Origin of the sequence: Mycobacterium sp. 29Ha (assembly GCF_032883055.1) — a bacterium.
GTDB classification, from domain to species: domain Bacteria; phylum Actinomycetota; class Actinomycetes; order Mycobacteriales; family Mycobacteriaceae; genus Mycobacterium; species Mycobacterium gallinarum.
The window spans coordinates 1-17892 of record NZ_JAMQTI010000017.1; the positions used below are offsets into that span (position 1 = coordinate 1).

Sequence of the window (17892 nt, forward strand, 5' to 3'; positions counted from 1 at the left end):
TTTCGCTTATCTACACACCGTCACAGGCGACATTGCGCGAAAAATCCGGGCTAGCGTGGCGATTCTCGTCGCGTCCCGGAGGAGCGGTGCATGCGGCTGAGTGAGACCTCGACGGAAAGATCGAGGATCGCCCGCTTCATTCGTGTGATGTCGGTGCCGATCCTGCTCGGCTGGCTGGTGCTGACCGTTGCCACGAACACGCTCCTGCCGTCATTGGAGAAGGTCGGTGCGGATCAAACGGTCTCGATGAATCCGACTGCTGCACCGTCCTATATCTCGATGAAACGCATCGGCCAGAACTTCGAGGAGTTTGAATCCGACAGCAGCGCAATGATCGTTCTGGAGAGCGACCTTCCGCTCGGCGCCGAAGCGCACCGCTACTACGACCGCCTGATCGACAGAGTGCAGGCCGACGACGCTCACGTCGAACACGTCGAGGACTTCTGGGGTGACCCGCTGACGGCGGCCGGAGCGCAGAGCAATGACGGCAAGTCCGCATTCGTGCAGATCTATCTCCGTGGTGATCAGGGCGAAAGCCTCGCCAACGAGTCCCTCGAAGCCGTCCGCGGGATCGTGGACTCGGCGCCGCCTCCGCCGGGGCTGAATGTCTACGTCACGGGAAGCGCCGCGCTGTGGGCTGACCAGCAACACGCGGGCGACAACAGCATCCTGATGGTCACGATGATCACCTTCGTCGTGATCATCGTCATGTTGCTGCTGGTGTATCGATCGATCCGCACGGTCATCATGGTGATACTGATGGTCTTCGTCGTGCTCGGGGTTTCCCGCGGCGCCGTGGCCTTTCTCGGTTATCACGAGATCATCGGGCTGTCGACCTTCGCTGTGCAGCTGCTGACCCTACTGGTGATTGCGGCGGCCACCGACTACGCGATCTTCCTGATCGGCCGTTACCAGGAAGCGCGCGGCGCCGGTGAGGACCGGGAGTCCGCCTACTACACGATGTTTCACGGGACGGCCCATGTCGTGCTCGGGTCCGGTCTGACGATCGCTGGTGCGATGCTGTGCCTGAGCTTCACCAAGCTGCCGTACTTCCAGACCTTGGGAGTGCCGTGCGCGGTGGGCACGCTCGTCGCCGTTGCTGCCGCCCTCACCTTGGGTCCTGCGGTGGTTGCGATCGGTAGCCGTTTCGGACTCTTTGAACCCAAACGCAGCATCAAGTCCCGCGGGTGGCGCCGTCTCGGCACCGTCGTGGTGCGGTGGCCAGGCCCCGTCCTCGTCGCGACATTGGCGCTGGCTCTGGTGGGTCTGCTGACGCTGCCCGGTTACAAGTCGAGCTATAACGACCGCGTGTATCTGCCCGCCGATATTCCCGCGAACGTCGGCTATTCCGCGGCGGAGCGCCATTTCGGCGTCGCGCGGATGAACCCGGAACTGCTGATGGTGGAAAGCGATCACGATCTGCGCAACTCGGCCGATTTCCTGGTCATCGACAAGATCGCCAAGGCGATCTTCCGCGTCCCCGGGATCGCGCGTGTCCAGGCGATCACGCGACCCGACGGCAAGCCGATCGAGCACACGTCGATTCCGTTTCTGATCGGCATGCAGGGCACCACCCAGCAGATGAACGAGAAATATCTGCAGGACCGGATGGCCGACATGCTGGTGCAGGCCGACGAGATGAAAACGACCATCGCAACGATGGAGAAGATGTCGTCGCTGACCGCGGAGATGGCGGCGACTACCCATTCGATGGTGGGCAAGATCAAGGACATGACGGTCGATATCGCCGAATTGCGGGACAATATCGCCAATTTCGACGATTTCTTCCGACCGTTGCGCAACTACTTCTACTGGGAACCGAAGTGCTTCAACATCCCGGTCTGCTGGGCCTTGAGGTCGATCTTCGACACCCTCGACGGCGTCGACACGATGACCGACGACATCCAGCAACTGCTGCCGGACATGGAGCGCCTCGATCAGCTGATGCCGCAGATGGTGACCCTGATGCCGCCGATGATCCAGACGATGAAGACCATGCGGTCCATGATGCTGACCATGTATGCCACGCAGAAGGGCATGCAGGATCAAATGTCGGCGATGCAGGACAACTCGGGCGCGATGGGCGAAGCGTTCGATCAATCGATGAACGACGACTCGTTCTACCTGCCACCGGAAGTGTTCGACAACGCCGACTTCAAGAAGGGGATGGAGAACTTCATCTCGCCGGACGGCAAGTCGGTGCGCTTCATCATCGAGCATGAGGGCGATCCGGCAACCAATGAGGGAATCGCGCGCATCGATCCGCTGCGAACCGCCGTGAAAGAAGCCATCAAGGGAACCCCACTTGAGGGCTCGACGATCTATCTGTCCGGCAGCGCTGCAACGTTCAAGGACATGAAGGACGGCAACACCTACGACCTGCTGATCGCCGGGATCGCAGCGGTGGCATTGATTTTCGCCATCATGCTGATGATCACGCGCAGCGCGGTTGCATCCGCGGTCATCGTCGGTACGGTGTTGATTTCGCTGGGTGCCTCGTTCGGGCTCTCAGTTCTGCTTTGGCAGTACATCCTCGGCATCGAACTGCATTGGATGGTGTTGGCGATGTCGGTCATCATCCTGCTCGCGGTCGGGTCGGATTACAACCTCCTGCTGGTCTCCCGATTCAAGGAGGAGCTTCATCACGGGCTGAACACCGGCATCATCCGCGCGATGGCAGGAACCGGGTCTGTGGTGACCTCGGCGGGACTGGTGTTCGCCTTCACGATGGCGACCTTTGCGGTCAGTCCGATGATTGTCATGGGCCAGACCGGCACCGCCATCGCGCTCGGATTGTTGTTCGACACGCTGGTGGTCCGGTCGTTCATGACTCCATCGATCGCCGCACTGCTGGGCCGATGGTTCTGGTGGCCTCAGGTCATCCGGACGGAGGCATCCCAGCGGCGACTGAATGCCAAGGGGATCGGTGCGTCACGCTGAGGCCGCGAGCGCTTTCTTGTCCTCGTCGGCGAATGCGTCCTCCAGTTGAACCGGCGAGTAGTCGACGTCGATTTCGGCCAGTGGTCGGCCGCGGGCACTGCCGATGGTTCCGAGCCGCCGCATCCCCTTGTCGGTGGCGTACGCCGTGAACTCGTCCATGGTGAAGTTGAACGGGATCTCGTCGTAGAGGGCAAACGCATCGTCGGTGTTGCGCAGGGCCAATGGAATGAGCTCTGCCATCTGTTTCTCGAAGACATCCCAATTGGCATCGTCGGCAGCGACGTGGCGCCGGCACGTGAAGGTGCCCCACGCCATGTGACGACGCTCGTCGTCCCCGATGCGCCTCACCAATTCCTGCATGCCGGGCAGAATGCCGTTGTCCACGCAGATGCGGTGCCACGCGTAGTACCCCGTGAGCGCCATCATTCCCTCGATGACGTGGTTGTACGTCGCCGATGCCCTGACCTGAGCGGCAGGCGAAGGATCAGTTGCCAGTGCGTTGAGTGACTTCGGCAGCTCCTCGTAGAACATCTGGCGGTAGGACGGCAGATCGTCCAGATAATGCTGCAGGTCATCGGTCAGGCCGACCGCGTCGAGCCACATCCGAAAGACCTGGGTGTGTTTCGCCTCTTCGAACGCGAACTGGGTCAAGTACATCTCGTCGCCGAGGCGCCCTTCGGCGCGCATGGCGGCCATGAATGGCTGAATGTCCTGGGTCACCGCCTCCTCGCCGGCGATGAACTGCGCGCACAGTCGGGTCGCCCAGTCCCGTTCGAGCTCCGACATGGCTTCCCAGTCGGCCCGGTCGCGGGAGAAATCGATAGCGGCCGGATCCCAGAATTTGGCGTTACCGCCGGCGAAGAGCTTCAAGGGAAGGCTGTCCCAGTTGAGGCCGCCCGCGGCGAGTGAATCAGAGTGGTTCCTGTCCATGACCCCGACTCTAGTGTGACTGCTGTCACAGTCAATGGGAGGTGGAGCGTGCCCGCCATCTGCGGTAGCCGTGGTGGGTGGCGAACGCGCCGACGACGGCCGTTAGGCACCAGATCGCGACCGCGACGTACGCCAACGGTGAATTCAGATCGCCGATCGAGGCGCCCAGCGCCGTGTACACGAACGCCCGCGGCACCGACCCGATGAAGGCGCCAACGGCCATCTGCCACAGCGGCACTCCGAATGCGCCGAACGCGTAGGACGCGAGTGCGTCGGACACCCCCGGGACAAAGCGCTGCCCCACGACCGCCCACAATCCGCGCCGCTCGATCAGACTGTCCAGCCGATCGGCCCGTGCGGTGCCGAGCAGTTCGCGTGCGCTGGCGCGGCCGGCGCGACGGCCGATCAGGCTCGCGATGATCGCCGTCCCTACGGTCGCCCCCAGCGTCACGGCCAGGCCGACTACGGGCCCGAACAACACGCCGCTGCCCGCCGCCAGGATCGGCCCCGGTACGAACACGGCTCCAAGCAGAGCGGACGCCACGACGTAGGCGACGGGGGCGGCTGGACCCGTGGCGGCGACGACGTTGCGAACCGCTTCGACGTCGATCACCCTGACGATCGCCACGAGATAGAACAACCCGAGTAGGAACGCCACCACAACGGCAAGGCGCACGATGTGGCGCCGCCGCGAGGCGGGCGGTGGTTCCTCGATATCGGACATGTTGACTGCGATTGTGCCCGCTGATGTCCTATCGACGCCCTTTGAGGGCGGGCAGCACCTCGTCGGTCAGAAGTTGGACCGACTTCCATGCCTCCTCGATCGGCATGGCGCCGACGAGCGGGTGCAGCACCACATGATCGTGCGGATTCTCTTTCACGTCGGCGACCAACTGCTCGGGCGACATGAAGCGATACCGTCCGGCGGCTTTGACGTCGTCAAGGGTCTCGATCTTCTCCGTGCCATGCATGAACGAATGCACCTCACCGCCACCCCAGCCCGAGTAGACGCCCGCCTCCCATAGGTAGTGCTCGCCGAGTTCGGCCCACGCTCGGTCCGGGTCCTCGTGCAGGAAGACCATCCCGCGGCTGCGGGGCGGCGGCATGACGACGATCGGCGTGTGTCCTGCCTCGGCGCACAGTTCGCGGTAGTAGTCGGCGAGTTCGGGGAGGTGGCTGGGCAGGTTGAGCGGCAGACCGTGTCTGGCCGCCCGCCGGGCGGTCGCGCGCACACTGCCGCCGACGAACACCGTCGGATGGGGGCGTGTCAGCGGGCCGGGGGTGAAGTCCGGTGACGACCACAGTGACATCAGCGTGTCGAGCAGGTCGTCCATCAGGCGGCCGCGTTTGTCGAATGGCGTTCCGAACAACTCGTATTCGACGGGCCGGTATCCCATTCCGATTGTGACGATCAACCGTCCGCCACCGATCGTGTCGGCCATGGCGATGTCTTCGGCGAGCCGTACCGGGTGCCACAGGGGTCCCAGCGTGCAGTCGACGCTGGCGACGACGCGTTCGGTGCGCGATAGCAGGATTGCGGCGGTCATGACGGGATTGCAGCTCCAGCCGTGCCCGCTCTGATGGTGTTCGTCGAAGCTGACGGCGCTCACACCGCGTGTTTCCGACCAGGAACTGAGTTCCATCGCGGCCTGTATGCGGTCGCGGCGTGCGGCCGGGTCGTCCTGTGGCGCGGCGAAATTGAACCGCAGGATCGCCATCGTCATTGGAACGCCTCGTTCACTGGCTGGTGGACGCACCGTCGACGATGAACAGCGCCCCGCTGGTGTAGGAACTCTGCTCCGTGCACAGAAAGGCAATCGTCCCGGCGATCTCGGCTGGTGTACCCAAGCGGCCCAGCGGGATTCGGGCGAGCTCGGCGTCGATGATCTCCGGCACCGTCTGGGCGAGCTCGGTCATCGGGGTGTCGATCACGCCGGGCACCACCGCGTTGACCCGGATGCCGCGCGGCGCCCACTTCACGGCGAGGTTGTGCGTGAGGCTCGCGATGCCGGCCTTGGCGGCACCGTAGCCGGGCACCATGGTCACCGCCCGCAGCGCCGACAACGACGACAGGAACACGACGCTCGCACCGCCAGACGCGGCCAGCGCTTTGCGCAGCCCGACGGTCAGGCGGTAGGGCGCGGTGAGGTTGAGCGCCACGGACGCCTCGAAGCCGTCGGGTTCGGCCTCATTGAGTCCGCCGGGAAAGTTGGCTCCGGCGTTGTTGACGAGCACATCGAGTGTGCTTGTCGCCGAAACCAACTGGTCGATCGAGTCCGTGTCGGTGAGGATGAGCTGCCGGTAGGTCATGCCGGTGAGGTCGGTGTCGTAGTCGCCGGGCCCGGCCTTGGTGCCGGTGATGGTCACCGTGGCGCCTGCGTCGCGGAACAGCGTCGCCGTGGCGTGGCCGATCCCGCTCGTGCCGCCGGTGATCAGTGCCTTCGTCCCGGTGAAGTCGAACGTAGCGCGCGCGGTCAAGAGTAGTCTCCGATTTTCTTGGTCAGCCAAGCGGATTCCCAGAAGTTGGTGCTGGCGGCGAGCAGGTCCTCATGTGCGGCCTTGAGCACGGCGCGTGCGCGCGTGTGTGGCGGGTCGGCATGAACGACGGCCTCGGCGAGATGGATCGCATGCACCGGATGGCCCGCCGCGAGCCGCTCTTCGGCCCGCGCCACGACCCGCTCGGCGCCGGCGAGGTCGACAAGGTCGACGGTGAGCTCGTCAGGTCCGATGTCGTAAAGCTCTGTGGTCGAACGGTGATGGAACCACCCGGAGTAGTTCTCCCAGATAGCCCGCACGTCCCAGGCCACCTTTCCGTAGCCCTGGCCGACCTCGAGTTCGGCGGGCAGCGTGATCTCCCGCATCAGGGTGTAGACGTCCTTACCCGTATTCATGCCCTCCACCGTCCGGTCGTGGAGGTAAGCGATCGCGTCGCGTAGGCGGGTCAGCTCGGCGTGGATGAGATCGGCGCCGCGGATCGGCTCGAAGTGTCCGGTGATCAGGACTTCCGGCCGAAGCTCGCGCACCCTTTCGATCGAGGCGATGGCCGTCAGTGGGTCGCGGTACCGGTCGCCGCGCATCGTGACGAAATTCGGGATATGTCCGAAGACCGGTCCGAAGGTGTTGCCGCACAGACATACCCGTTGTTCAGGAAGCCAGACGACCATCGAGTCGGTGGTCTCCCCGCCCGGTGTTGCCAGCAGTTCGATGGTGCGGCCGCCGACGGTCAGTACCAGCGAGTCGTCCACGTCTATGTCGGCGGAGTGTGCGGCCTGGGCCGGGAGCCGCTTCCCGAACCGCTGCTGGATCGCGGCGATGCCCTTGGCGAGCTTGTCGGAGAACGCGAAGGCGCTGTTGTTGGCGCGGTAGGCCAGCAGACGCTCGTTGTCGTCGCGCCAGTGACGCCAGTTGGCCTGCGCCACCACCTGCGTCTGCGGGTCGCGCATCGTATCGAGTCCGCCGACGTGGTCGTAGTGGCCCTGCGTGACGATGATGTAGCGGATGGGGGACGAATCGACGGCGTCGAAATTCGCTCGGTGGACCTGGCTTTCGAATCCCATCCCGGTGTTGACGACGACGCGGCCGTCGGTGGTGGTCAGCAGATAGGTGTTCGACAGTCCAGGCGAGCACCAGACGCCGGGTACCACTTCCTCGGCGTGTTCGGCCGCTGCCGGGGCGAGAGCATCGGCGCCAGGACGACTGCGGTAGATCGGTTCTTCGCTCAACTAGTGTCCTTCGGGTCGCACATCGAATCGTTCGAAGTAGAAGGCGAATTGCGAGCGTAGTTCGTCGGGCGACACCCCGAAGTGCCTTTGCAGCTCATAGCGCACCGACCCGTGCTTGCCGCGCGGGTTGCTGTCCAGATACGCCTGGAACGCCCTGCGGACCTTGGAGGTGAGCTCGACGCCCGCGCGTGCGTACAGGTCGTCGAGCAGATCGATCTCGTGGCCGTTGAGGTGGTGAAAGCCGATATCGACGCTGCGCTCGGCTGGCACCAGCCCCCGGTCCCGCACGCAGCCGCGCAACAGCCGCTCGACCCGGTCCGACCAATAGTCGAGCAGCCACTGCGGTTCGATGCTGCGGCGACGGAGCCGGTCGGAGTAGGCCATCATCGTGATGGCGGACTGGATCACCGCGACGGGATCGCGATGGGTGAAAGCGACGGTGGCATCGGGGAACGTCGACATCAGCGGGCCGAGTTGCTCGCAGTGCTGTGGCGACTTCAGCACCCAGGTACGGGGACCGCGCAGGAACGTCAATGCCTGCAGGACTTTTTTCAGGTATCCGTAGTGCCGGGTTTGGTCGAGGCTGAGATAGAGGTCTCGCCAGTCGGGGACGCGGGCGTGCCATTCAAGGACATACCCGGCGAAGTCCAGGTCGAGAATCTCGACTTCCTCTTCGATCGCCTCGGGGAAGCGGTCATGCATGGCGGCGGTGGCGGGAGCGCTGATCATCATCGCCTCGTGCTCGTTCTTCGCGCGGGTGTACCGCGGGTCGACGCCGTTGACATCGGGACCCTGGCCCGGGATCGGCAGCGGCTCTTGGCTTTCCCAGTAGGGCAGCGCGCGGCGACGTGGATCGGCGGCCAGCAGGTTGACCAGATGCGTCGTTCCCGAGCGCGGCATCCCCACCACGATGAACGGCTTCTCGATCGGAATCGACTCGATCTCCGGGTGGCGCTTGAGCAATTCGGTCAACGACAGCCGGTTGCGCAGCAGCCTCACAATGCGTTGACGCAGCGTTCCGCGGATCAACTGTGTCAGGCCGCCGTCGTCGTCGATCGCCCCGACGTAGGCGGCAACCCGGTCCCAGAAACCGTCGTCCGCGGCGAAGTCGTCGGCCCCCGCCTCGGCGACGGCCTCGGCGACCATCCGATCGATGTCCAGGTCGACATGGCGGCTTTCGGTGTGTTCGAGAATCTGCCGCTGGACATCGGTCAGCTGCGGTGCGGTCAGGTCGTCGAAGCTGAGCTCAGCCGTGCTGCCCATCGCCGGTCCTCGGATGTGATTGCGTGATTCGAATATTCGACATACTGTTCGATATTGTGACGCTGAACGTAGACGCCGGAAGCGGACGCCGTCAAGTGCCCTCCCCGCCTACCGAACGCGTCGTGGCGGTGATGCACCTGCTGGCCGCCCACCCGGAGCGCAACTTCTCGCTCGCGGACATCTGCCGCAGTCTCGGCATCAGCCGCGCCACCGGCCACGCCATCCTGGCCACGCTCGCTCACCACCGCTGGGTCGTGCGGCACGAATCCTCGGCGAGCTACTCGTGGGGTCCGGCCATCGGCGCACTGGCCCGACCGACGAACGACCGAGAATTCCGCCCCCTGCTGGAGAATCTGTCCGAAACCGTTGGCGCGCAGGTCTTCTTGGCCCGGCGCGAGAATGCGTCGCTGGTGGTCACCGACTCGGTGGGGGATTCGCTCACCGCTCCGCGCGTCACGGCGGGTTTGCGCATGCCGCTGGTGGCGCCGTTCGGGCGCGATTATGTGGCGTGGGCGGGGGAGCCGGCCATCAAGGCGTGGCTCGCTGGGATAGGTGAACCGTCGACCAGACTGCGCAGGCGGCTGACCGCTGTGCTCGCCCAGGTGCGCGAGCGTGGCTATGTGATCGAACGGCTCAGTCGTGAATATGTCCGTGTCTATATGGCCCTGCGTGCGCTGGCCGCCGACGGCGAGCCCGACGAGATCACGGCCCGGTTGGCCGGGGCATTCGCCGATCTGGCGCTGGTCGATTATCTGCCCGCCGAACTCGACGGTAGCTCCGACCATCAGGTGGCGACCATTTCGGTGCCGGTCAAGGACTCCGACGGGCTGGTGTCGATGTCGATCACCGCGGCGCCGTTCCGCGGGCTGAACGCCAGCGAGATCCGCAAGATCGGGGCCGCGGTATGCGATGCCGCCCGCCGGATCGAAGAGAGCCGCTAAACGCTCGGAGTGGTCTTTCTGGGTCAACGCATGTGCGGTGAGCAGCGGGCGGAGTGCTATGCCGTTTCGCCGGTCGATCGGTGGGTAAGTCGCATGGGCGTCGCTTCCGATGCGCCAGGAGGGGTACATGACGTCGACAGCTAGAGCAGATACCGGCGAAGACGCCGCCGACGCCGCGGACAAACTCAAACGCAAGATCACCGGACCGTTGTTGTTCATGTTCATCCTCGGCGACGTGCTGGGGGCCGGCATTTACGCGTTGATGGGTGTGTTGTCCGAAGACGTCGGCGGGATGTTGTGGGCGCCGCTGCTCGTTGCCCTGCTGCTTGCCCTGCTGACGGCGGGCTCTTACGCCGAACTGGTCACCAAGTACCCCAAGGCCGGTGGCGCCGCGGTCTTCGCCGAGCGCGCATACCGACAGCCCATGGTGTCGTTTCTGGTCGGCTTCTGCATGCTCGCCGCGGGGGTGACCAGCGCCGCCGGACTCGCGCTGGCATTCGCCGGCGACTATCTCGCCACCTTCGTCGACGTTCCGGCGATCCCCGCCGCCATCGGGTTTCTGGCTCTCGTCGCCTGCCTGAACGCCAGAGGAATCAGCGAATCGGTCAAGAGCAACGTCGTGATGACGGTCATCGAGCTGACGGGTCTGCTCGTCGTCGTCGTCGCGGTGTCGGTAATGGTTGGCGGCGGACGCGGCGACATCAACCGCGCAGTCCAGCTTCCCGAGAGCGCGACGCCTGCCGTCGCGATCTTGGCCGGTGCGATCGTCGCGTATTACTCCTTCGTCGGGTTCGAGACCTCGGCCAACGTCGCCGAGGAGATCCGCAATCCGGGCAAGGTCTATCCCGCAGCGCTTTTCGGCGCGCTCATCACCGAGGGTGTCCTCTACGCCCTGGTCGGAATCGCGAGCGCCATCGCCCTGCCGTCGAGTGAACTGTCGGGATCGTCCGGACCCCTGCTGGCGGTTGTAGCGGCGTCCGGCGTTGGCATTCCGGACTGGTTGTTCAGTGCGATCGCGCTCGTCGCCGTCGCCAACGGCGCGCTGCTGACCATGATCATGTCGAGCCGGCTTGCCTATGGCATGGCCGAGCACGGGCTGCTTCCCGGCGCGCTGAGCCGCGTGCTGCCGCAGCGACGAACGCCCTGGGTGGCCATCGTGGCGACGACGGTGGTGGCCATGTTGCTCACCCTGGTCGGAGATCTGTCGACGCTCGCGGAGACTGTCGTCCTGCTGCTGTTGATCGTCTTCATCTCGACCAACGTCGCCGTGCTGGTCCTGCGCTGCGACACAGTCGAGCACTCTCACTTCCGGGTATGGACCGCGGTCCCCGTTCTCGGCGTGGCGTCCTGCGTACTGCTGCTCACCCAGCAGACCGCCAAAGTCTGGCTCTTCGCGGCCATCCTCTTGGTTGTGGGTGTGGTGCTTTACCTTTCGGCGCGAGTGGCAACTCGGCGTGCGAATCGCACATGAGGTCCATCGCTAGCTACGGTGGTTGACGCGCTCGTGGACGGTCATGATGAGGTGATCGAATTCGGTACGAAGCGCTGACGTCACCTCGGTGAGGGAGTCGAGCTCGGCAACCAGTCGGTTGGCCAGTGCGCGCAGTTTCGTGTTGTTCTCCTGCGATCGCCACTGCAGAAGCTTGAAGGCTTGCTCTTCGTTCATGCCGTAGACGAGCCTCAGCGCTCCCTTGGCCTGCTCGATCACCGCACGTGCTTCAAAGAGCTTCGGCAGGGTCTTGTCGAGATTGTCTCGATGGCCTTGTTCCAGCACATCGGTGAGATCGATGTAGTGGCCGCTCGCGCCAACTACTGCATCGGTCGCATCGAGCATCCGCTCCGCGACCACAATCAGGTTTCGCTCCCGGCCGGCAGTGTCGCAGAGGCGGTGCCGACTGGAGAACGACCCGCCCGAATATCGGGCCTGGTCGAGAAGGTCTTCCACGCTATCTCGTTCGTCGGGGTGCTGGTGCGACAACACCAGAGCGGATGTCGGCTCGACGGATCCAGGCGCATATCCGTGGATCCGATACATCTCGTCAGACCATTCCCAGCGCTGACCTTCAAACCAGAAGCGGAAACTGCCAACCCGCGGATCGGCGTTGTATGGTGTATCGCGCCATCGGCGTATATCCCCGTGGCATCGAGTTCGGGAGACCCCGCGCCGACCGGGACGTCATCTCGCCCGTACCCGCTGTGAGGCATGACGTCACTCCCGTTCCGTAGATTCCCTGTTTACGTAGACCAGATAATCTATGGCACTAGCAATAGATTTTATATAGCACTAGCGCTGGACTTGCGCAACAAACAGCACATATATTGGCTGGGAGAAGTCACACATTTCCCATCGGCACCACTGAAGGTTTGCGCTACCGATGACCGAGGACGAGACCACCAAGCCCGGCCCGCCCGCGACGGACCGCGGGGTGTACGGCATCTCCGTGGCCGCCGAGCTGTCCGGCGTCAGCAAGCAGTCGCTGCGTCTGTATGAAAGCCACGGGCTTGTGACGCCGGTCCGCAGCCCTGGGGGCACCCGGCGCTACAGCGCGGACGACCTGGTTCGCCTGCAGCGCGTGAGCGAACTCGTCGCCGCGGGAATCAATCTCGCAGGCATCGCCCGCATCCTCTCGCTGGAAGACCAGAACGACGTTCTCAGCGACCGCAACGTCACGCTGAAAGGTGACATCCACGCTCTGCGCGCTGAGAACAAGCGTCGCAGAACGCCGAAGCAGTCATAGATCGCCGCGAGGTCGGGACTGCGGTACGCGATGTCGCCCGCCACATCGAAGAGAGCCGCTAGAGTCCGTCGCCATGACCGGTGACGACAGTGTAGGTCTGTCCGGCTCGCCGGACGGTGTCCCGCGGATCGACGACTGGAACCGGCTGCTCGACGGGCGGGTCGTAGTCGTCACCGGCGGTGGTGACGGAATCGGCGCGGGCATCGCCCGACTGTTCGCCCAACACGGAGCCCTCGTCGAAGTCGCCGAGGTCGATGCTGAACGCGCGGACTACATTTACGACGACGTGTCCAGCGCCGGCGGATCGATCCGCTGCCATGTCGTCGATGTCACCAACGACGACGATGTCGCCAAGCTCGCCGAGGCCGTGCTCTCCGAACATGGTCGGGTCGACGTCCTTGTCAACAACGTGGGGGACTACCGGCCGCTGGTGCCGTTTCACCATTCGACGCCGGAGTCGTGGCAACAGCAGTACGACATGAACCTGCGTCATGTCTTCGCCGTCACAAGGGCTTTCGTCCCGTCGATGATCGACGCCCACCGCGGCAGCATCGTCACCGTGCATTCGGTGGAGGGCATGCGGGGCTACCCCAAAGACCCGGTGTACGGGGCGATGAAAGCTGCGGCGGCGCACTTCACCACCTGTCTGGCCGTGGATCTCGGGCGGCACGGCATCCGTGTCAACGGCATCGGAACCGACCTCTCTCAGACGCCCCAGGTCGACTATTTGACCGGCTATGAGGACGTCGGCGAGCTGTGGGCGTCGTGGGCGCCGGTGGGCCGGGTCGGATGGCCGGAGGACCAGGCCCGGGTCGCGCTATTCCTGGCATCAGATCAGTCGGCGTTCGTCACCGGCCACAACATTCCCGTCGACGGCGGCACCAAAGCCGGTGGCGGATGGCTCTTCTCGCCACGGGAGGGCCGCTTCGTCAACAGATCGAGGAACCTGTGAGCATTGCCGATGAAACTGTCGACGTTCTGGTGGCCGGCAGCGCCGGTGCTCTTGCGGGTGCGTATACCGCTGCCCGTGAGGGACTTTCGGTAGCCATCGTCGAGGCCACCGATCAGTTCGGCGGTACGTTCGCCTACTCCGGTGGCGGCGGGATGTGGTATCCGTGCAATCCGGTATTGGTCCGGGCGGGAAGCGACGACACCATCGACGAAGCCCTGCGCTACTACCGCACCGTTGTTGGCGACCGGACGCCGGCCGAACTTCAGGAGACGTATGTACGCGGCGGCGCGGCACTGATCGAATACCTCGAGCAGGACGACCATTTCGCGTTCAAGATCCTGCCGTGGCCGGACTACTACAGCTCGGTCCCCGGGGCGCGCAACGACGGCATGCGGCACACCGTCTGCAAGGGGGTGCCCGACGATCGCCTCGGACGTTTCCAGGGGCAGGTCCGCGGACCGTTGGACCACGAACGCCTTGGCGGCCCGCTGCCCGACTTTCTCACGGGTGGGCGCGCGGTAATCGGTCGTTTTCTTTGGGCCATGGCCGACAACCCGGAGGTGGCCGCGTATCTGAATACTAGCCTCGTCGAGTTGGTCGTCGAGGACGGCCGCGTCGTAGGCGGGGTCGTGGAATGCGAGGGCGAGCGGCGGACGATCAGGGCGCGACGCGGCGTTCTCTTGGCGGCCGGCGGATTCGAGCAGAACGCCGCGATGCGAGCTCAATACGGTGTTCCCGGAGCGGCATCGGGCACGATGGGCGCGCCAGGCAACACCGGTCTGGCGCACAAGGCCGCGATCGCGGCCGGCGCGAGCACCGATTTGATGGATCAGGCCTGGTGGTCGCCCGGGCTCATCCATCCCGACGGCCGCGCGGCATTCGCGCTCTGCTTCACCGGCGGCATCTTCGTCGACAAGGCGGGCCGCCGGTTCGTGAACGAATCTGCCGCCTACGACCGGCTGGGCCGTGAGATCTTGGCCGCGATGCGCGACGGCACCGTCGACACGCCGTACTGGATGGTCTATGACAGCCGCGCAGGTGAACAGCCGCCGGTGATGGCGACCAACGTTTCCTTCTCGCCGACGAGTGAGTACGAGGCGGCCGGGCTGTGGGTGCAGGCCGACACCCTGGAGGAGCTGGCCGACAAGATCGGTGTGCCGGAAGGAAATCTCGTCGAAACCGTGCGTCGTTTCAACGAACTCGCGCAGCGTGGTGACGACGAGGACTTCGGCCGCGGCCGGGAATCGTTCGACCGCGCATTCACCGGCGGGGCGTCGCCGCTGGTGCCGATCGACACGCCGCCGTTCCGGGCTGCGGCATTCGGCACGTCTGACCTCGGCACCAAGGGCGGGCTGCGCACCGACGTCGATGCGCGCGTGCTGGACGCCGAAGACCGGCCCATTCCTGGGCTTTATGCGGCGGGGAACACGATGGCCGCGGTGTCCGGTGAGACCTACCCGGGCGGCGGCAACCCCATCGGGGCGTCGCTGTTGTTCAGTCACCGTGCGGCATTGCACATGGCGCGGTCATGATGACCGGGGCGGATAAGCTGGTGCACCTCAATGAGACGAAAACCCAACGTTGAACAACGACGCCGCGACCTGTGTGATGCGGCGATCCACCTGCTGGCCGCCGAAGGCGCCCGGGGAGTGACCCATCTTCGTGTCGACCGGCAGGCGGGCTTCCCAGACGGCACGACGTCGTTCTATTACCAGACCAGGGCTGCACTCCTGCGCGGGGCGATCGCCCGGGTGATCGAGCTGGACATCGCGGATTTCACCGCGGCGATGGATGCGACCGGACACGGCGAGGTCGATTCGCTGCTGGCGACGCTGGCCGAGCAGGCCATGCGCACCGGCGTCGAGCCCGAGCGGTCCCGGGCGCGCGCGCGATTCGAGCTGATGATGATCGCATCGCGAGACCCCGAGCTCGGTGACGTGTTCACCGGGCTCATGGGTCAATTCGAGTCGATCAGCGAAGCTGCGGTGGCGCAGGTTCAGCCGGTCGGTAAGCCGCGCGACGACGAACTGATCAAGGAGCAGGCATTCGCCGTCGTCACCTTCCTCGGCGGGTTCCTGTTCCGGCTCGCGTATGGGCTTGCCGAGCTCGACAGCGCGAAAAGCCTTGAGCGTTATCTTCATTCAGTGATCGCCGGCGTGGAGGCCGATCATGTCGAAGCGAAGAAGAAGTAGACGGCGTTACCCGTGCGGGATCACCGACACCCGGCCCTGCACCCGCGACTCACGAACAGCATCGAACGCTTCGCCGATCTGCGCGAGCTCGAAGGAGGGTCCGACGGTGCTGCCCGGATCCACGCTGCCGTCGCCGAACGCCGCGATGACTTCCCGGAACTCGTCGACCGAGTAGGCCACCGCGTAGCGGACTGTGAGCTCCTTCAGCAGCGCGGTGATGGGCTCGATGGGGGTGGCTTCCGCGCATGCACCCGAGATGATCACGCGTCCCTGTGGACGGAGGACCGGCTGGCAGACCTGCAGTAGCTCTGCTCGTCCCACGCACTCGACGACCGCGTCATAGGCCCCGAGCTCCGCTTCCGACACCGACGCCAGCACGTCCGTGGCACCGACGGCGGCGGCGTAGTCCCGCCGTTGAGGGTCCGGGTCGGCGACGGTGACGCGTGCGCTGCCGCGGTGCAGGGCCCAGATCAGGGTGGTGAGGCCGACGCCGCCCGCACCGACGATGAGTACGTCGTCGCCGGTCGTGATCTCGGCGCGATTCACTCCGTGCAGACCGACCGCAAACGGCTCCACCAGTGCGGAGTAGCGGTCTGGCAAGTCGGCGGGAACCGCGAACGAATGTCGCGCGGGAACGGCGACGAACTCGGCAAACCCGCCCGCAGGTCCCATGCCGATAAAGCTCGCCGCAGCGCAGTGCGACGCGGTCCCGGCCTGGCAGTACCGGCACGCGCCACACGAGACCACGGGCAGCACAGCAATATTGGTGCCTTCACGCCAGTCTTCGACCTGCGATCCGACGGCTACGACTTCGCCTCCCAGTTCGTGGCCCATCACCATGCCTGCCGGTGCGTAGGGCTGTGCCTTGATATCGGATCCGCAGACGCCGCAGGCATTGACCCGGATGACCAATTGGCCGGGTTCGGGAGTGGGATCGGGGAGTTCGGTGACCTCGAACCCGTGGTCGTCTGTGGTGACGGCGGCTTTCATCGTGCGTCCCCCTCCAACTCGATGTCGAACGCGTTCAGGTACTCGGCGAAGATCGGCTCCAGATCCGCGCGGGTCACTCCCGACCCGTCCAGGGAATACGGTGCGACACCGAAGCGGTCCTGCGGATGCTCGGCCAGCCAGTCGAGCATCGCATCCTCGGTCGACGTGGTCAGGTCGTCACCCGCCCAGTCGTACAGCGACCGCATCACCGCCACCGGATCGCGCATCAGATCGGCGTAGTGGAGATCAAAGAACTGTGCGTCGCCGATCCTTCGTCTCGTCGTCAGGGGACGGTCGACGTGTTCCTTCAACTGGTGCAACACATTCGGCACGATCGTGTCGACGTCGACGTCGGCTCCCAGTACCGCGCGCGACAGATAGTTCAGCCGCAGGAACGATGCCGCCGACTTGTACGGGTCGCGGTGGGCCCACACGATCCGCACGTCCGGGTAGGTCGCGAGCAGGGTCTCGATGTGCACCGCATGCGACGGCATCTTCAGCGACCATGTTCCCGGTGCGCGCGACTGCAGCATCTGCAGGACCGTCCGCTCGTATTGGTACGCGCTGGACATGTCGGCGCTCAGCAGCCACTCGGCGTACTCGGGAGTGGGCATGAACGCCTCCCACAGATAGGCCTTGAAATCCTGGTTCTGCACGAACAGGCACTCTGTCGGACCGTCGGCCTCATCCCAGTGCACCATCGGAATGTCGGCCGCCTTCAGTCCCTCGGCGAGGACGTCGAGTTCGGCCTTCTTCTTCAGACACCGAGGATCCGTCCGCAGTGTGTCGGGTGCGGACGGCGGAACCGAATCCGCGGCCTCCCACGTAAGCAGCGACCGTCGCGCCGGGTCTTGATCGAGCAGATAACTGGCCAGCGAGGTACCGGTGCGGGGGAGACCAAGCACCACGACAGGCCGCTCGATGCGCTGCTCACCGATCTCGGGGTGGTTTTTGACGTAGTCGACGACGCGCAACCGATTCCACAAGGCGTCGACGAACTGGCCGTACACGAAGTCACGCCCACCGGGATTGACCCCGGGCGCGGACTCGCAGGTGCCGACCAGCAGGCTCAGACCTTCACGCCACGAGTCGCCGCCGAAGTCGTCGAGGCCGGCGCGTTCGGCGGCGCGGGTGACGAGTTCGTCCACGGTTGCCATGCCGTCAGAGACTATACGGTCATAGAGAACAAATGTTAGGTTGTTCGGAATCCACACTCGAAGGGTG

General features: G+C 64.8%; 16 protein-coding genes. 7 read left to right on the forward strand and 9 right to left on the reverse strand.

Going from position 1 to position 17892, the window contains the following annotated elements:
- Positions 1 to 90: 90 nt before the first annotated feature.
- On the forward strand, positions 91 to 2940 hold the full coding sequence (locus M1248_RS21155; protein ID WP_317149631.1) for an MMPL family transporter: 2850 nt from the start codon (positions 91 to 93) through the stop codon (positions 2938 to 2940).
- Here the strand turns inward: M1248_RS21155 and M1248_RS21160 are convergent.
- The 6 genes from M1248_RS21160 to M1248_RS21185 are packed head-to-tail and all read right to left on the reverse strand — an operon-like array spanning position 2932 to position 8855.
- Entirely contained in the window at positions 2932 to 3870 is a 939-nt protein-coding gene (locus M1248_RS21160; protein ID WP_163724961.1) for a R2-like ligand-binding oxidase, read from the reverse strand. The genes M1248_RS21155 and M1248_RS21160 overlap by 9 nt on opposite strands.
- Before the next feature lie 31 nt (positions 3871 to 3901).
- Positions 3902 to 4594: a TVP38/TMEM64 family protein gene (locus tag M1248_RS21165; protein WP_163724964.1), complete on the reverse strand. Its 693-nt coding sequence runs from the start codon at positions 4592 to 4594 to the stop codon at positions 3902 to 3904.
- Positions 4595 to 4622: 28 nt separating this feature from the next.
- Positions 4623 to 5594 (reverse strand): LLM class flavin-dependent oxidoreductase, encoded by a 972-nt coding sequence (locus M1248_RS21170; RefSeq protein WP_163724966.1) that lies wholly within the window; start codon positions 5592 to 5594, stop codon positions 4623 to 4625.
- Positions 5595 to 5607: 13 nt separating this feature from the next.
- On the reverse strand, positions 5608 to 6348 hold the full coding sequence (locus M1248_RS21175; RefSeq protein WP_163724969.1) for an SDR family NAD(P)-dependent oxidoreductase: 741 nt from the start codon (positions 6346 to 6348) through the stop codon (positions 5608 to 5610).
- Positions 6345 to 7592 (reverse strand): MBL fold metallo-hydrolase, encoded by a 1248-nt coding sequence (locus M1248_RS21180; RefSeq protein ID WP_317149632.1) that lies wholly within the window; start codon positions 7590 to 7592, stop codon positions 6345 to 6347. The genes M1248_RS21175 and M1248_RS21180 overlap by 4 nt, the downstream gene beginning before the upstream one ends.
- Positions 7593 to 8855 (reverse strand): sulfotransferase family protein, encoded by a 1263-nt coding sequence (locus M1248_RS21185; RefSeq protein ID WP_163724974.1) that lies wholly within the window; start codon positions 8853 to 8855, stop codon positions 7593 to 7595. It abuts the gene before it with no gap.
- Between the two features lie 56 nt (positions 8856 to 8911).
- Between M1248_RS21185 and M1248_RS21190 the strand changes: the two genes are divergently transcribed.
- Both M1248_RS21190 and M1248_RS21195 read left to right on the forward strand, forming a co-directional pair.
- Positions 8912 to 9796 carry a helix-turn-helix domain-containing protein gene (locus M1248_RS21190; protein WP_163724978.1) on the forward strand — a complete coding sequence of 295 codons (885 nt, stop codon included), beginning with the start codon at positions 8912 to 8914 and terminating at the stop codon, positions 9794 to 9796.
- Positions 9797 to 9923: 127 nt separating this feature from the next.
- The gene (locus M1248_RS21195; RefSeq protein ID WP_317149633.1) at positions 9924 to 11267 is read left to right on the forward strand and encodes an APC family permease; all 1344 of its coding nucleotides are present in this window, start codon (positions 9924 to 9926) and stop codon (positions 11265 to 11267) included.
- Positions 11268 to 11276: 9 nt separating this feature from the next.
- On the opposite strand, the gene M1248_RS21200 is transcribed toward M1248_RS21195, so the two are convergent.
- Entirely contained in the window at positions 11277 to 11831 is a 555-nt protein-coding gene (locus tag M1248_RS21200; RefSeq protein ID WP_410506710.1) for a PAS and ANTAR domain-containing protein, read from the reverse strand.
- Between the two features lie 340 nt (positions 11832 to 12171).
- Here M1248_RS21200 and M1248_RS21205 point away from each other — a divergent pair, with 340 nt between their 5' ends.
- From M1248_RS21205 to M1248_RS21220, 4 genes are all read left to right on the forward strand, one after another.
- Positions 12172 to 12534, forward strand: coding sequence for a MerR family transcriptional regulator (locus M1248_RS21205; protein WP_163724988.1), 363 nt, complete (start codon positions 12172 to 12174; stop codon positions 12532 to 12534).
- 73 nt (positions 12535 to 12607) lie between these two features.
- A complete protein-coding gene (locus M1248_RS21210) occupies positions 12608 to 13486 on the forward strand; it encodes an SDR family NAD(P)-dependent oxidoreductase (protein ID WP_232076049.1) in 879 nt (292 codons plus the stop codon).
- The gene (locus tag M1248_RS21215) at positions 13483 to 15018 is read left to right on the forward strand and encodes an FAD-binding protein (RefSeq protein WP_163724993.1); all 1536 of its coding nucleotides are present in this window, start codon (positions 13483 to 13485) and stop codon (positions 15016 to 15018) included. The genes M1248_RS21210 and M1248_RS21215 overlap by 4 nt, the downstream gene beginning before the upstream one ends.
- Before the next feature lie 30 nt (positions 15019 to 15048).
- Positions 15049 to 15678, forward strand: coding sequence for a TetR/AcrR family transcriptional regulator (locus M1248_RS21220; protein WP_163724995.1), 630 nt, complete (start codon positions 15049 to 15051; stop codon positions 15676 to 15678).
- A 6-nt stretch (positions 15679 to 15684) separates the two neighbouring features.
- On the opposite strand, the gene M1248_RS21225 is transcribed toward M1248_RS21220, so the two are convergent.
- Together M1248_RS21225 and M1248_RS21230 are read right to left on the reverse strand one after the other, a co-directional pair.
- Positions 15685 to 16668: a zinc-dependent alcohol dehydrogenase gene (locus M1248_RS21225; RefSeq protein ID WP_163724998.1), complete on the reverse strand. Its 984-nt coding sequence runs from the start codon at positions 16666 to 16668 to the stop codon at positions 15685 to 15687.
- Entirely contained in the window at positions 16665 to 17825 is a 1161-nt protein-coding gene (locus M1248_RS21230; RefSeq protein WP_163725003.1) for a sulfotransferase family protein, read from the reverse strand. The genes M1248_RS21225 and M1248_RS21230 overlap by 4 nt, the downstream gene beginning before the upstream one ends.
- Between the last annotated feature and the right edge of the window lie 67 nt (positions 17826 to 17892).